We start from the raw sequence: 15,393 nt of genomic DNA on the forward strand, positions 1-15,393 counted from the left end.
AGGGAGCTCGAACAATCAAATCTCTGATAATCCGAGTTTTTTAGATATTCATTCCAGGATCGATAAATTCCGGTGGGATTTCCTCAAGCTCGCTCGAAGAATCAAGGCAATCGCAACTGGCTGTTTTCAAGCAGGGCGCGTTTTTCTCTGACGAAGGGCGCTGGTTGCTGCTGCCTGGTCCCGCAAGACGATATCCGATCCCCCGAACGGTATGGATACGCTCCTGTCCCAGCTTCTTGCGCAGCCTTGCCACCTGAACCTCGATGGCATTATCCGAAACCTTGTTTCGATCATTCCACAGGCTACCTTGTATCTCGTTTCTGGTTACTGCGCGTTCGGATGCGATCATGAAGAGGCGCAGGAGTCGAAATTCGTTACGCGTGAGATTGAGACATTCGCCCGATTTCCAGGCACACTGCTGCTTTAGATCAAGGTCGATATCCCCAAAGCCAAGCCGGTTTGTGACAATGCCCGCGCTGCGCCGGATTGCAGATCTGAGCCGCGCCGCAACTTCTTCCGAGCGCACTGGCTTGACCAGGAAGTCGTCGGCTCCCGCATCCAGACAATCCACTTTTTCGCGCCAGTCATCGCGTTCGGAAAGGACGACCAACGGTAGATTGATACCGCTTTCGCGCAGAGGGCGTACCGCCTCAGCAGGTGAAGATGCCATGCGCCCGTGATCAATCAGGACAGCAGTTGCGCTTTCGCGTGCGCTGTTGATCAGCGCTTCAGCCACCGAGCGCACGACAATCGGCCTGAAGCCGACCCCGATGAGGCCCCGGGTCAGGATATTTCCAGCGCTGATCGACTTGTCAATTACCAGCAAGCGCATGCTGGCCCCCTTGTTCCGGGCGGCGACCCACGGGACAGTTCCCCTTGAAAACACATTGTATGACCGCCCCCATCACGTCAAACTTTGCCGAACTTTGTTTCAACCGTGACGCCCATGTCGTGCAAAAATTGCGTCGGAAGGATTCCACCCGCACAAATTATTACGTAATCATTGTCGATCCGGCGCGATTGGCCTCCGTGCCGCAAGATCACTGATTGTTGGTCTATCTGTTCGACATGGCTGCCCAATAGCTGGGTAACGCGGCCCTGTTCGACCGCTTGCTGAATCGCCTCGCGGTTACGCGATCGTGCGCGCGAATAGGCGGCGCTGCGATAGGAAATGGTCACCTGGGTTCCGGGCTGATCAGCTATGCGAACCGCCGCTTCCAGCGCGCTGTCACCTCCGCCAACAACAAGCACCTTCTTGCCGGCATACTGTTCGGGATCGATCAGGCGATAGACCACCTTGTCCAGCTCTTCGCCGGGCACATCGAGCGTGCGTGGTGAGCCACGCCGTCCAATGGCGAGCAACACCGTCCTGGTGCGATAGCTGCGGCGTGACGTAACAACCTCGAACAGCTCGCCATGCCGATGGACGGCAGCAACATGCTCCTCGAAATTGGGCTTCAGGCCGGTGTCCTTGAGCACACCTTGCCAAAATGCCAACAGCTTCTCTTTGCTAACCTCGCCAAACTTGACCTTGCCGACCAAAGGCAGCGTCGCGGGCGCAGTCATGACCAGCTTGCCGCGCGGGAAATGCGAGACGGTGCCGCCAAGCGATGATTGGTCGAGTGTAACGAACTTAAGCTTCTGCTCGATCGCGCCAAGGCTGGCGGCAATTCCGGCGGGACCGCAGCCAACAATCACCACGTCCAGCACGTCCGGCTCACCAGAAATTGACCTTGATCGGGTTGCAGCATGGACAATCGCCTGGCGGCCCTGCTCGATAGCGTTCTTGATGAGGCCCATGCCGCCGAGTTCGCCGGCGATGAAAATACCGGGGACGCTGGTTTCGAAGCTTGGCGAAAGGATCGGGATATCAACGCCGCGCGTTTCACTTCCGAAAACCAGCGTGATTGCTTTCGTCGGACAGGCTTGCGCACATGCGCCGTGGCCGACGCACATGCTTGGTTCGATGAGCGCCGCCTTACCGTCGATGATACCGATGATCGTCTTCTCCGGACACGCGCGCGCGCAGGCGGCACAGCCCAGACACAGCGCCGGATCGATCACCGGGTGCAGCGTGTTCGGCTCCATCAGGCCGGCCTGGATATTGTCCTCGAGTATAGCCCTGTCTCGCCGCGAACGCAGCTTGCCGATGCCGATCCAGGCAGCCCAGATCAGCAGCAGTGGCAGGAGGTATACAAGCAGCAGCTTATCGGCGGACATCAGGCACCCGGCACTCTCAGTTCCAGAGCGGCGGCGTTGACCTTGCCCAGTGCGCCGCTGTCGCCGGCCAGAGACTTGCGAGCCAGATCAAGGTCTGACCGGGCCTGATCCGGCTGCTTCAAGACCATGCGCGAGCGGAGCAGCAGGACCCAACGATCAGCGTCTTTCGGATTGGCCTTGAGCTTTGCGACGAGGCCAGCGACCATCTGGTCGACCATGGCGGCGCGGTCGCTTTCAGGCAGCGCGCTGGCGGCCTGCACGGTGGCCGGATCGAGCTGCGGCGCAGTGACGGCGCTTGCTCCCTCCACTTTGGGTGCCGGGTTCTTCAGTCGTGACGAAACGTCGATGCCAAGTTTGCCGGAAACTTCTGTGAGCTGGCGGCGAACATCGACTTGCCAGGGTGCATCGGCAGAACCGCTGTTGGCCAGCGCAATCCACTTCTCGAGCGCTTCCTTCTGTTGGCCGTTCTGCGCCTGCCAAAGCGCCAGGAAATAGCGTGCGCGCGGCTCTTTGGGATCAATGGCCAGAGCGCGTTCGAACTCTGCCTTCGCCGCCGCACTTACCTTGCCCCCGCTCGCTCCCGCCAGTGCCTCAGCGTATCCGGAATGCACCAGGGCCGAGTTGGGCAGCAAGGCCAGCGCGCGCTTGTAGGGTTCGATTGCCCGCTCGGGATGGCCGGTCATGACGTGAGACCAGCCGAGCATCCGAAAGCCCTCGCCGTCGTTCGGCTCCTTTTCAAGACGGGCTGCCAACCGCGAAATCATCGTATCGACATCGTCGAGCGATTTTCCATCCGCGCCTGTGGCCGATGTCGGGGCTGCGGCGGTCGGCACCGCAGGAGTCTCCGGACCGCGCAGCAAGAGCACCGCAACCGCCGCTGCGGCAAGTCCGCCGGCACCCATCAGCACGTGCCTTGAAGTTATCCGCGGTGACGACTTACCTGCTGAACCTGCGACACTGGATGTCATTTCTTCTGCATCCGGACTTCCGTCAGTCCGAGAACAAGACTGCCCTTCGGGCGCGCCGGCCTCCGGCTCGCGAGCCTGCCAGACGCGCATGGCCACGATGCCGAGGAAAAGGCCGGCGAGGCCCGTCAGAATATACTGCAACATTTTGATCCTCGTTCTTTTCTGCGTCCCGATGGGCCGTGCAATTCACCGGGACAGCGCCATCGCCCACCCCGCACCTGACACGAAGCTGTCAAATCGGCATTTCCTCGATACGTCGCCCGCCACGAGAGATGAGCCGAGGCCCAAAAAGCAATATTCCGCACAACCAATCGCTAAGCACTTTCTGGCAATTCCGGTTTTGGCATTCACTTCAAGATAACCAACGAACATGGCCACAAGAGCAGAGAAGAGTGCAGCAGGGCGTCAACAGCCTCGGTTAACGGCCGGAGCGGTGGAGCGATTCGTTTCGCTGGCCGTTGTGTCAGCCGTTGCCGGTGCAATTGTCTTTGGCTGGCTGCATCGGGCCGATCGCTGGATCGATCCGGAAGTCGGAATTGGCTATGCTCTGGGGATTGCCGGCGGATCGATGATGCTGCTGCTGCTGGCCTATCCAATCCGCAAGCGCACGCGCTCCGCCCCGCGCGCGGCAGGCACGGTGGGGTTCTGGTTCCGCTTTCACATGTTGCTCGGACTCATGGGTCCGCTCGCGATCCTGTTTCATTCCCGCTTTAGCTGGGGCGCGCTCAACAGCGCCTTTGCGCTTGGTGCGATGATCGTGGTGGCCAGCAGCGGACTGATCGGGCGCTTTTTCTATTCGCGGGTTCACCGGGGCTATTCGGATCGTAAGCTCGAAGTGCGCGCGTTGAAGCAGGAAATGGATGAGAAGCTTTCAGCGATGCAGGCAAATGGTGAGGCGATTACCGATCTGGTCAAGCGGATTCAGCCCTTCGAAGACCGCGCCGTAGTCGCAGGAACCAATTTCTGGTCGAGCGCGGCTGCAGTTGTCGGCCTTGGTTATGAGACCCGGCGTGCCAATCGTCTCCTCACTGCCGAACTGTCGCAGGGCACCGGCAGGCGTGAACAACGGCTCAGGATGCTGCTCGGCGAGTATTTCGAAGCCGTGCGCCGGGCAGCCGAATTTGCCTTCTACGACAGGCTGCTCCGGCTATGGCACCTGCTTCATCTGCCGCTGTTCTTCCTCCTCGTCGCGGCCACGACGCTGCACATCGTTGCGGTGCATATGTATTGATGCGCGCTTGGGTTCGCCTGTTGTGCTTGCTTGCCGCTATTTTCGCGAGCCCCGTGCTCGGCCAGTCAATCATGGAACGCCTGGTCACGCCCGGACCGCTCAGCAATGCTCATGCCCGGCTTGAGAGCAACTGCAACGGCTGCCACTCCGCGTTCCGCAAGGAGGCCCAGAACAGCAAGTGTAGCGCCTGCCACAAGGGCATCGCTGGCGACATTGCCGGGGGCACGCGCTTTCACGGCAAGTTTGGCCCGGCACGATCAGGGAACTGCAAGTCGTGCCATAGCGAGCACAAAGGCCGGAACGTCCGCCTGATCGGGCTCAATGCCAGCACGTTCAATCACAACTTCAGTGCTTTTCCGCTCACCGGCAAGCACGCGAAGGTGGCGTGTACCACCTGTCATCGGCAAGCGCCGCATTATCGCGGAGCGCCTCATGATTGCGCATCCTGCCACGCCGCAAAAGACCCGCATCGCGGCCAGTTGGGCCGGGCCTGTGCCAATTGTCATTCCACCTCTGGTTGGAAGCCCGTCCAGGGCTTCGATCATGCCCGCACGGGCTTTGCCCTGACCGGTGCCCATCGCAGTCAGACCTGCGCTTCGTGCCATGCCGGCCAGCGCTGGAAGGGGATCGGCAAGACCTGCGCCTCATGCCATGCCAAAGACGACGCGCATCGCGGATCGCGCGGAACCAATTGCGCCAGTTGTCATACCACGGCAACGTGGCGCTCTGCGACGTTCGACCATTCCAGCACCGGTTTTCCGCTGATCGGCGGCCACGCTCAGGCAAGTTGCGCCAGCTGTCACGGGGCCGGCAATGCCAACAAGCATCCGTCGCGCAGCTGCTTTTCCTGCCATGCGCGTGACGATACGCACAAGGGGCAGAACGGGACCGATTGCGCATCTTGCCACAACCCGCGCAGCTGGAAGCAGACCAGCTTCGATCATGATCGGATGACCCGCTTCGCCTTGAAAGGCCCGCATCGGACGGCTGCATGTGCCGCCTGCCACATCCAGCCTGCGAAGGTCGCAAAGCCACCGGTTACCTGCTTCGGTTGCCACGCCAAGGACGATACACACAAGGGCGCCAATGGCATGGACTGTGCGCGCTGCCACACAGTGACCACCTGGAAAACATCCAACTTCAACCACAACACCATGACCGATTTTCCGCTCGCCGGCGCGCATGCCACCGCAAAGTGCGAGGCATGTCATACGCAAGGAGCGTCGAAGGCCCAGCTCTCGACACAATGCGGGTCATGCCACGCCAAGGACGATGTCCATTCCGGAAAACTTGGCCAGAATTGCGCGCGCTGTCACTCCAGCTCGGCTTGGACGGGCAAGGTGCGGTTCGAACACGATCTCACGCGCTTCCCGCTGCTCGGCAAGCACGCGGCTCTGCAATGCGCATCATGTCACGCCGATCGCACCTTCTCCGCCAAGGGCGCAGCCTGCCAGGATTGCCATGCTGATAAGCACCATGCCGGAGCGCTTGGTACGCCTGCACAATGTCGAAATTGTCATACCACCAGTGACTGGAAGGTCTGGAAATTCGATCACGATAGTCAGACGCAATTCGCCCTGACCGGAAAGCATCGAGGCCTCATATGTTCGGCATGCCACTCCCGGCCCGGTGATCCATCAAAGGTTGGAACTCGCTGCATCGATTGTCACCGACGCAGCGATCCGCATCGTGGCGGCTTTGGTGAAGATTGCGAACGCTGCCATGTAACGTCAGGATTCGGTCAGATAATCATGGGCAATAACGGCAAGAATTGATCCTGCGGATTGTTTTAAAGACGGGGCACCTGACGGAAACCTGACATTAACCTTGCAGACGGTGCCAAATGCCGACGAAACGACTCTCTGCGGCGTTGACCTGACTGCAGACTTATACCCTTTCCTTTCGCACATTGAATAGAAACCGGGGTGCATAGGCAATTGTGCCATGCTGTCCGGATTGGCCGGACTGGGCTCCGCAACTTTTGCGGAATGTGGATGGGTCGGTGACAGGGAAACGCTTCTGGGCGCTCCTGCTATTCCTGGCGACGCTGCTCTTTGCAGCGCCGGCCCTCAATGCGCGTGAGCAAGCCGCGCAAAAATTCGACCACTTCCGCACGGGCTTTCCGCTGACCGGGGCGCATACCGCGGTCCAGTGTTCCTCTTGCCACACCGGAGCCGTCTTCAAAGGCACGCCGAAGGTGTGCGCCGATTGTCACAATTCGATCCGCGCGGAGGGCAAGCCGGCTCGGCATGTCAAAACGCAAGCTGCTTGCGATTCTTGCCACACAACCAAACAATGGCAGATCGTGCGGTTCGATCACTCGTCCACCTCCGAACGGTGTTCAAGCTGCCACAACGGTAGCGAGGCAGTCGGCAAGCCAGCGACACATATTGCCACCACACAGGAATGCGGCGCCTGTCATTCTACCAATGATTTCTCCGGGGCTCGCTTCAACCACGCGGGCATCTCCAGCAATTGCGCGAGTTGCCACAACGGCACCAAGGCAACGGGCAAGACTGCTACCCATATCCCGACCACCGCCGAGTGCAGCACCTGCCATTCGACCACCGGCTGGACGCCTGCCACATTCAGCCACGCCAACGTCACCGGGACCTGCGCCAGCTGCCACAATGGCACCACCGCCAATGGCAAGTCGGCGACACACATCGCCACCAACACCAACTGTCAGGACTGCCACACAAGCGCTGCGTGGAGCCCGGCCAAGGCCGTCAACCACAACGACGTGATCGGCACCTGCTCGTCATGCCACAACGGCACCAAGGCCAAGGGCAAGACTGCTACCCATATCCCGACCACCGCCGAGTGCAGCACTTGCCACTCGACCACCGGCTGGACGCCCGCCAACTTCAGCCACGCCAACGTCACCGGCACCTGCGCCAGTTGCCACAATGGCACCACCGCAACCGGCAAGTCCGCAACGCACATCGCCACCAATACCAACTGTCAGGACTGCCACACCAGCGCTGCGTGGAGCCCGGCCAAGGCCGTCAATCACGCGGACGTAATCGGCACCTGCTCCTCGTGTCACAACGGCACCAAGGCGAGTGGCAAAACAGCCTCGCACATTCCGACCACCGCGGAGTGCGGTACCTGCCAGACGACCACAGGCAGGACGCCCGCCAACTTCAGCCACGCCAACGTCACCGGCACCTGCGCTAGTTGCCACAATGGCACCACCGCAACCGGCAAGTCGGCGACTCACATCACCACCAACACCAACTGTCAGGACTGCCACACGAGCGCTGCGTGGAGCCCGGCAAAGGCCGTCAATCACGCGGACGTAATCGGCACCTGCTCTTCGTGCCACAACGGCACCAAGGCCAGCGGCAAGACCGCAACGCACATCCCGACCACTGCCGAGTGCAGCACTTGCCACTCGACCACCGGCTGGACGCCTGCAAACTTCAGCCACGCCAATGTGACGGGCACCTGCGCAAGTTGCCACAACGGTACGACCGCCACTGGCAAATCCGCGACCCACATTGCGACCAACACCAACTGTCAGGACTGCCACACCACGACCGCCTGGTCGCCTGCCCGCACCGTCAACCACAACGACGTAATCGGCACCTGCTCGTCATGCCACAATGGCTCCAAGGCCAGCGGCAAGACCGCAACCCACATCCCGACCACTGCCGAGTGCAGCACCTGCCACTCGACCGCCGGCTGGACCCCTGCCAACTTCAGCCACGCCAATGTCACCGGGACCTGCGCCAGTTGCCACAACGGCACCACCGCTACCGGCAAGTCCGCGACCCACATTGCGACCAACACCAATTGTCAGGACTGCCACACGACAACTGCATGGTCGCCAGCGCGCACCGTCAACCACAACGACGTGATCGGCACCTGCGCCTCGTGCCACAACGGCAGCCGGGCTGGCGGCAAACCAGCAACCCACATCCCGACCACTGCCGAGTGCAGTGACTGTCACCGCACCACCGGCTGGACGCCCGCGAACTTCAGCCATGCCAATGTCACTGGCTCCTGTGCCAGCTGTCACAATGGCACGACGGCGACGGGCAAGAACGCTACCCACATCGCCACCAACACAGTTTGTGAGGACTGCCACACATCGACCGCCTGGAGTCCGGCAAGGACCGTCAACCACGCCGACGTAATCGGGACTTGCGCGAGTTGCCACAACGGAACGACGGCGCCAGGCAAGCCCGCCACCCATATTCGCAGCAGCGACCAGTGCGATTTCTGCCACGTGACGACCAGTTGGCCGAGCGTCCGGATGGACCACAGCCAGGCATTGGGAACCTGCTCTTCCTGCCACAACAATGTCGCTGCCGCCGGCAAGCCCGCGACTCATGTGCCTACCACTGCCGAATGCGGCACCTGCCACCAGACGTCGGCCTGGACACCAGCGACCTTCAGTCACTCTGGAGTGGGGACCAACTGCGCTTCCTGTCACAACGGCACGACCGCAACAGGCAAGTCGCCGACCCACCCAGGCACGACAAACGTCTGCTCCAATTGCCACACCTCAACCACGAACTGGCTGAACTATCGCATCAGCCACAGTGACGTCTCCGGGCGCTGCGACTCCTGCCACAATGGCAGGATCGCCGAAGGCAAGCCGAGGAATGATCACCCCAACACCACTCAAGATTGTGGCGCCTGCCACAGCACCCGGACCTGGGACAACTAGCCCGGCCGCAAGGAGGCACCTTTTGAACAGACACAGTTATTCATCGGCGGCAACGATTGCCGCTATCGCGGCTACCGTCTCGGCAGGTCTGGTCCTTCCGGTTCCAGCCTTCGGCCAGACCTCGGCCGATCGCACACTGTCCGATGCGAAAGTGGAAAATGTCGGCACTTGCTCCGCCCTGACCATAAATTTCAACATGCGCATCCAGGTGCTCAGTTCATTCCCGGAGAAGCAGGGGCGCGAATTGCATATCCGGCTCCAGCCGCTCGATTCCAGTCAGGCCCCCATCGGCCGTGAATCGCTGCGGCCACCAACCAGCCTGCCCGATCTCGCTTCCATTCAATATGAAGGCGACAATCCCGGTGGGCCTGTCTTGTCGCTGTTCTTTGCGCGGGACATGGCATTTTCTGTCGAGGCCGGAGCGCAGCCAACCTCGCTCGTTGTCCGCCTCAGCGATCCGAAAGTTGGCGATTGCACGCCAGCCACCTCCACAGGATCGGCCAGTGCCCCGGTATCTCCGGTGGCAGTTCAAGGCGTGCCGGCAGGGCTCTTTGCCGTAAACTTGCAGTCTCTGCCAAGTGAGCCGGGCGTGTTGAACGAAGCGCAGGCGCGAGCGCTGGCTGGCTCAGTCGTCTATGATTCCACCTTCGAACGTGACTCCCAGAAATGGCATCGGTTACGTGTTGGCTTCTTTGCCTCCCGCGCCGAAGCCGATGCGGCAAAGGGCAAACTCACCGCGCAGTTTCCGGATGCCTGGGTGGTGAAGGTCACTGCGGATGAACGTGCGCAAGCAATTGCCAGCCAGCGCAATTCGGCCGGCACACCGATGCCTTCGCCTGCTGCTGCGGTAACTCCACCTGCAGTGGTCGGCCAGGCGGGTGGAAATGAAACGGCACGATTGGTCGAGCAGGCAGAGGCAGCGATCAGTGACGGCCAGCCGGACCGCGCCGTGCAATTGCTTGGCAATGCCCTTGCCCAGCCCGAAAATGTGAACACGCCCCGTGCGCGTGAGCTTTTGGGCCTGACGCGAGAAAGGAAGGGCCAAACCGCCCACGCCAAGGCAGAATACGAGGAATACCTTCGGCGCTACCCCAGTGGCGAAGGCGCCGAACGGGTGCGTGAGCGGCTCGCTGCACTCAGCCCAGCGGGGCCGGCGACAACCCCCGCCTTGCGGCAGGCTTCGGGCATGTCCGGCGCGGGCAAGGGCTGGTCCTGGGGCGTAAGAGGCAGCTTTTCGCAATTCTACTTTCGCGATCAGGGCCGGACCAGTTCGGACACATTCGCGACCAATTCGACTCTCGGCACCGAAATCGACAACTCGCTGAACGTAAACCAGTTGCTGACCAGCGCCGATGTGACGGTAACCGGAGGCAACGATCGTTCGCAGTTCCAGCTTCGCGCTGCCGGTTCCTATACCAAGAACTTTGGCACCAGCGCCTCCGTCACCACGATCAACAATGGTGGCAGCCAGACGACATTTCGTTCGAAGCCTGGCGGGGGTCTGGAGGCGGTAACTGCACTCTACCTTGATTGGACATCGAGCGATCTGGGCTCGCAAGTGCGGGTTGGCCGGCAGACGCGCAACTCGCAAGGTGTCCTCGGCCGATTTGACGGTGCCTTGGTCGGCTGGCAGGCCAAGCCTCGGCTGCGCTTCAATCTTGTCGGCGGCTTCCCCGTTCAGTCCTCGCGCCAGATGAGAGTGATGAAGGAGCGGCCATTCTATGGCGTCAGCGTCGACGTCGGCAACAAGAAGAGCCCGATCCAGACCACTTTCTACTGGTTTGAGCAGCATGCGCGAGGCGGCTTCATTGATCGCCGTTCAGTGGGTTTCGAAGGCCGCTATGCGAACAAGAAATTCAATGCGTTCACGATGATCGACTATGATGTGAAGTTCGGTCGCCTGAACCTGGGGCTGGTTTCGCTCAGCTACAATTTCCCGGACACATCGAACCTGACTTTGACCGCGGACTATCGGCAATCGCCGTTGCTCACGACGACCAACGCAACTTACGGACAGATTCTAGTCGCATCGGGCGCGCCGGTAATGGACTTGCGGGAACTTCAGCCGTTCTTCACCGACCCGCAGATCTACCGAATGGCCAAGGACACGACGCTGACGGCCAAGACGGTGACCCTCGCCTACTCACGCCCGCTGACCAAAAAGCTGCAGGCCAATTTTGACGTGACCATGACCGATACCGGCGGAACGATCGGGGTTCCGGCAACGGCGGACATCGTCGGCATTGCCCCAATTCCAACGACCGGCAAGGAATACTACTATGGCGCGCAGCTGATCGGATCGGGTTTGCTGTGGGACAGCGACATTTTCATTTTCTCGGGCCGGTACGCCAACACGCAACGCACCAATACCTGGACCGCAGACCTGAATGCGCGCGTGCCGATCACCAACAAGTTCCGCTTGAGCCCGCGTTTGCGCTACGGCGAACGCCGGGAAAAGCTGACCAACGGCGATTTCCGCCAGTTCCAGCCGACGATGCGAATGAACTGGTACCCGCTGCGCCATGGCGAAGTGGAAGTTGAATTTGGCGGCAACTTTTCACGGCAGCGCCAGATTATCGCTGCCATGCCTGTCACCACCCGCGAATCCGGCTACGTCCTGACTGTCGGCTACAGGCTCGATTTCTGATGAAGGAGATCAGCACGTGATCGCCGAGGCAGGACTGGCCGCGCTGTGGATCGCGGCCGCCATGGCCATGCTGCAACTGCTGGCGGGGGCAATCGGCCTTGCCCGGGGGCGACAATCGCTTGCCGCCGCGGTGGTGCCGGCGGCACTCATCCAGGCAGCATTCGCCGTCATCTCCTTTGCCCTGCTGATCGCGGTCTTCGTGCGATCGGACATGTCGGTGTTACTGGTGGCCGCCAACAGCCATTCGCTGAAGCCGATGATTTACAAGATCGCCGGCACCTGGGGAAACCACGAAGGTTCGATGCTGCTGTGGGTCACGATCCTCGCCGCTTCCGGAGCAACGATTGCACTTTTCGAGAAAACACTGCGGGCAGACACCCGTCTGGCGACGCTTGCAGCCCAGGCTTCGATCGCGCTGGGATTCTACGCCTTCCTGCTGTTTGCCTCGAACCCTTTCGCCCGGATCACGGGAGTGCTCGACGGCGCGGGGCTTAACCCTTTGTTGCAGGACCCCGGTCTCGCCTTCCATCCTCCCACGCTTTATGTTGGCTACGTCGGCATGTCGGCTGCTTTTTCCTTTGCGGTCGGAGCGCTCGTCACCCGCAACGTCAATCCCGATTTCGCCCGCGCGGTGCGGCCGTGGATTCTGGGCGCATGGATCTTTCTGACGATCGGCATCACGGCTGGATCCTACTGGGCCTACTATACCCTAGGCTGGGGCGGCTGGTGGTTCTGGGACCCAGTTGAAAATGCGTCGCTCATGCCCTGGCTGGCTGCGACCGCCTTGCTCCACTCGGTGACAGTCCTCGCCACGCGTGACGGCCTGCGGGCCTGGACGATCATGCTATCAGTGCTTGCATTCTCGATGTCGATGGTCGGTACATTCCTGGTCCGCTCGGGCATTCTCACTTCGGTGCACTCTTTCGCAGTCGATCCCGAACGCGGCGTCTTCATCCTTGCGCTGCTGGCCATATACATTGGTGGGGCCTTGGCCCTGTTCGCTGTGCGGATCGGCACAGTGGTGGAGGGAAATCGTTTCGACATGGTCAGCCGAGAGGCAGCGCTGGTGATCAACAACCTGCTGCTTTCGGTGATCCTCGTCGTCGTGCTGTCCGGCACGCTTTACCCGCTGATCCTCGAATCAGCGACAGGCAGCAAGATCTCGGTTGGCGCGCCCTTTTTCAATGCCGTGGCCGGACCGATCGCGGTGTTCATGATGGTCCTTCTGGCGGCAGGACCATTGCTGCGTTGGCGCAGCGATCGGCCGCGCACTGTGCTTGACCGCATGGCCTTTGCCATCTTCGCGGCAATGATCACATTGCTTTTGCTCGCAGTCTTTGCCCGGGGCATCGGCGTGCTGCCGCTGCTCGGGCTTGTTGCAGCGGCTCTGGTCGGAGTGGCCAGTGTTTCCCCGCTGTGGAAGCGCAAGCTGGGGCGTGCCCCCTTGTTCACATGGGGCATGGTCATCGCGCATCTCGGCTGTGCCGTGAGCCTGGCCGGCATGGCGTGCGATGCTGCGTTCACCAAGGAAAACATGGTCTCGATGAAGGCGGGCGATACGCGTGAAGTAGGACCCTATTCCGTCACGCTTCAAGGGGTTCGCGAAACGCCGGGGCCAAATTATCAGGCTCTCGAAGCGGTGCTTTCGGTCCGCAAGGGTGAGAGTGACTCATGGCAGATGGTGCCCCAGCTCCATCAGTTCAGCCAGCCGCAGATGACCACCAACCAGGCCGCGATCAAAACCTTCTGGAATGGTCAGCTGTACCTTGTCGTCGGAGAGAACACCGATGGCACGAACTTCGTGATGCGCATGTGGTGGAAGCCTTTTGTGACCCTGATCTGGCTGGGTGGTATGCTGATCGCGCTTGGCGGAGCCTTGTCGCTGCTCGGCCGCTTGCAGCGCGACATCTGGAAAGGCCGCTGGCCATGGACGCGCAAAAGGGGCGCGGTCGCATGAAACGCAAGCTGGTCCTCTGGCTACCCTTTGCCATCTGCACGGCGCTGTTCATTGCGTTTTTCGTCGGGCTGAAAAATCCGGACGATCATGTCATCGCTTCGCAGATGGTCGGCAAACCGCTGCCGGAATTCGATGCTGCCCCGGCCGTTCCCGGCCAACTCGGCGCGAAGACAGCCGATTTTCGCGACGGCAAGCCGCGCTTGCTCAATATCTTCGCCTCGTGGTGCGTGCCATGCGTTCAGGAAATTCCGATGTTGACCCGGCTCAAGGACGCCGGGGCAGAAATTGACGGGATTGCCGTGCATGACACGACCGAGGACCTGCAAGGGTTCCTTGCGCGCAACGGCAATCCCTACACGCGCATCGGCCTCGACGCGGCGGGCAAGGCACAAATCGCCTTCGGCTCAGCAGGCGTGCCCGAAACCTTCGTCGTCGATGGCCAGGGCAAGATCATCTATCAACACATCGGCGTGGTGACAGAAGCCGACATGCCCAGGATCCTGGCATTGATGGGAGCGGGAAAATGAAGCGCGTCATTGCTGCGTTGCTGCTTTGCGCACTTGCGGTTCCGGCCATGGCACAGGACTATGCCGAGGTTTCCCTGTCCGATGCGCGGCAGGAAACACAGGCGCTGGCGCTGATGGATTCGATCCGCTGCGTGGTCTGCCAGGGCCAGCCGATCTCGGGCAGCAATGCCGACCTTGCCGGAGATATGCGGCGACTGATCCGTGAACGGATCGCCCAAGGCGACACCCCCGAGCAGGTGCGGACCATGTTGATCAGCAAGTATGGTGACTATGTCAGTTTCAAGCCTCGGGTCAGGCCGGCGACCTTGCCGTTATGGATCGTGCCGCTGCTCACTCTGCTCGGTGGGGGCTTGCTTGTTGCACGCCGACTGAAACGAAAGGGCGCTTGATGGGCTGGATTTTCATGATCGGATTTGCCGCTCTGGCACTGGGTGCGCTGCGGCTGCTGACCGGCAGGCAGTGGCTGGTCGTCGAACTGGGCGGCGCACTGCTGCTGGTCGCAATGGCGGGCTACGCATGGCAGGGAAACCCCGACTTGCCTGGCCAACCGGTTACCGGGAATTAGGAGAAATTAGCGGTGTTCTTCCATCAAAGACACTTCGACGCTGCGATCGATCGCCTTCATTCCGAAGGCCGGTACCGGGTGTTCATCGACATTCTGCGCAACAAGGGTGCCTATCCCAACGCGCGCTGCTTTGCCGGCCACAATGGGCCCAAGCCGATCACGGTGTGGTGTTCGAACGACTACCTTGCGATGGGCCAGCACCCCAAGGTGATCGAGGCCATGGAAGAGGCGCTGCACGACGTTGGTGCGGGCTCTGGCGGCACGCGTAACATCGGCGGCAACACGCATTACCACATCCAGCTCGAGGAAGAACTGGCCGACCTCCACGGCAAGGAAGGCGCGCTGCTGTTCACTTCGGGCTATGTCTCGAACGATGCGACACTTTCGACGCTCGCCAAGATCCTGCCGGGCTGCGTGATCTTTTCGGATGAACTGAACCACGCCAGCATGATCGCCGGTATCCGCAATTCAGGCGCCGAAAAGAAGGTATGGCGGCACAACGATCTGGAACACCTTGAGCAATTGCTCAGCGAAACCGATCCCGAAGTGCCCAAGCTGATCGCCTTTGAAAGCGTCTATTCGATGGACGGCGATGTTGCG

The 15,393-nt window shown here is 60.9% G+C and carries 13 protein-coding genes; 9 read left to right on the top strand and 4 right to left on the bottom strand.

What is annotated here, in order from left to right; all coding sequences use genetic code 11:
- Positions 1 to 40 precede the first annotated feature (40 nt).
- The 3 genes from RMO89_RS12460 to RMO89_RS12470 form a co-directional block, all read right to left on the bottom strand.
- A complete protein-coding gene (locus tag RMO89_RS12460) occupies positions 41 to 832 on the bottom strand; it encodes a response regulator transcription factor (protein ID WP_310533466.1) in 792 nt (263 codons plus the stop codon).
- Positions 833 to 909: 77 nt separating this feature from the next.
- Positions 910 to 2,220: an NAD(P)-binding domain-containing protein gene (locus RMO89_RS12465; RefSeq protein ID WP_310533467.1), complete on the bottom strand. Its 1,311-nt coding sequence runs from the start codon at positions 2,218 to 2,220 to the stop codon at positions 910 to 912.
- Positions 2,220 to 3,122 (bottom strand): tetratricopeptide repeat protein, encoded by a 903-nt coding sequence (locus RMO89_RS12470; protein ID WP_310533468.1) that lies wholly within the window; start codon positions 3,120 to 3,122, stop codon positions 2,220 to 2,222. The genes RMO89_RS12465 and RMO89_RS12470 overlap by 1 nt, the downstream gene beginning before the upstream one ends.
- Positions 3,123 to 3,621: 499 nt before the next feature.
- Here RMO89_RS12470 and RMO89_RS12475 point away from each other — a divergent pair, with 499 nt between their 5' ends.
- Both RMO89_RS12475 and RMO89_RS12480 read left to right on the top strand, forming a co-directional pair.
- Positions 3,622 to 4,419: a hypothetical protein gene (locus RMO89_RS12475; protein WP_310533469.1), complete on the top strand. Its 798-nt coding sequence runs from the start codon at positions 3,622 to 3,624 to the stop codon at positions 4,417 to 4,419.
- A 53-nt stretch (positions 4,420 to 4,472) separates the two neighbouring features.
- The gene (locus RMO89_RS12480; protein ID WP_310533470.1) at positions 4,473 to 6,194 is read left to right on the top strand and encodes a cytochrome C; all 1,722 of its coding nucleotides are present in this window, start codon (positions 4,473 to 4,475) and stop codon (positions 6,192 to 6,194) included.
- A 257-nt stretch (positions 6,195 to 6,451) separates the two neighbouring features.
- Here the strand turns inward: RMO89_RS12480 and RMO89_RS12485 are convergent, their stop codons facing one another.
- Positions 6,452 to 6,739, bottom strand: coding sequence for a hypothetical protein (locus RMO89_RS12485; protein ID WP_310533472.1), 288 nt, complete (start codon positions 6,737 to 6,739; stop codon positions 6,452 to 6,454).
- Here RMO89_RS12485 and RMO89_RS12490 point away from each other — a divergent pair.
- From RMO89_RS12490 to RMO89_RS12520, 7 genes are all read left to right on the top strand, one after another.
- The gene (locus tag RMO89_RS12490) at positions 6,725 to 9,097 is read left to right on the top strand and encodes a cytochrome C (protein ID WP_310533473.1); all 2,373 of its coding nucleotides are present in this window, start codon (positions 6,725 to 6,727) and stop codon (positions 9,095 to 9,097) included. The two genes, RMO89_RS12485 and RMO89_RS12490, sit on opposite strands and share 15 nt — an antisense overlap.
- Positions 9,098 to 9,119: 22 nt before the next feature.
- A complete protein-coding gene (locus tag RMO89_RS12495) occupies positions 9,120 to 11,744 on the top strand; it encodes an SPOR domain-containing protein (protein WP_310533474.1) in 2,625 nt (874 codons plus the stop codon).
- Positions 11,745 to 11,760: 16 nt separating this feature from the next.
- Entirely contained in the window at positions 11,761 to 13,701 is a 1,941-nt protein-coding gene (locus tag RMO89_RS12500) for a heme lyase CcmF/NrfE family subunit (RefSeq protein WP_310533475.1), read from the top strand.
- Complete coding sequence (locus tag RMO89_RS12505; RefSeq protein WP_310533476.1) at positions 13,698 to 14,228, top strand: redoxin family protein; 531 nt, start codon at positions 13,698 to 13,700, stop codon at positions 14,226 to 14,228. The genes RMO89_RS12500 and RMO89_RS12505 overlap by 4 nt, the downstream gene beginning before the upstream one ends.
- Positions 14,225 to 14,617, top strand: a complete 393-nt coding sequence (locus RMO89_RS12510) for a cytochrome c-type biogenesis protein (protein WP_310533477.1) — start codon at positions 14,225 to 14,227, stop codon at positions 14,615 to 14,617. Before RMO89_RS12505 ends, RMO89_RS12510 begins: the two co-directional genes overlap by 4 nt.
- Complete coding sequence (locus RMO89_RS12515) at positions 14,617 to 14,793, top strand: hypothetical protein (protein ID WP_310533479.1); 177 nt, start codon at positions 14,617 to 14,619, stop codon at positions 14,791 to 14,793. The genes RMO89_RS12510 and RMO89_RS12515 overlap by 1 nt, the downstream gene beginning before the upstream one ends.
- A 12-nt stretch (positions 14,794 to 14,805) precedes the next feature.
- Positions 14,806 to 15,393: aminotransferase class I/II-fold pyridoxal phosphate-dependent enzyme (locus RMO89_RS12520; RefSeq protein WP_310533480.1), on the top strand; the 588-nt coding region annotated here is incomplete at its 3' end.

It is taken from the genome of Novosphingobium sp., from assembly GCF_031424035.1.
Lineage (GTDB): Bacteria > Pseudomonadota > Alphaproteobacteria > Sphingomonadales > Sphingomonadaceae > Novosphingobium.

Coding starts and splice junctions, on each gene's coding strand:
- RMO89_RS12460 (WP_310533466.1), bottom strand. CDS start 832: ATGCGCTTGCTGGTAATTGACAAGTCGATCAGCGCTGGAAATATCCTG.
- RMO89_RS12465 (WP_310533467.1), bottom strand. CDS start 2,220: ATGTCCGCCGATAAGCTGCTGCTTGTATACCTCCTGCCACTGCTGCTG.
- RMO89_RS12470 (WP_310533468.1), bottom strand. CDS start 3,122: ATGGGTGCCGGCGGACTTGCCGCAGCGGCGGTTGCGGTGCTCTTGCTG.
- RMO89_RS12505 (WP_310533476.1), top strand. CDS start 13,698: ATGAAACGCAAGCTGGTCCTCTGGCTACCCTTTGCCATCTGCACGGCG.
- RMO89_RS12510 (WP_310533477.1), top strand. CDS start 14,225: ATGAAGCGCGTCATTGCTGCGTTGCTGCTTTGCGCACTTGCGGTTCCG.
- RMO89_RS12515 (WP_310533479.1), top strand. CDS start 14,617: ATGGGCTGGATTTTCATGATCGGATTTGCCGCTCTGGCACTGGGTGCG.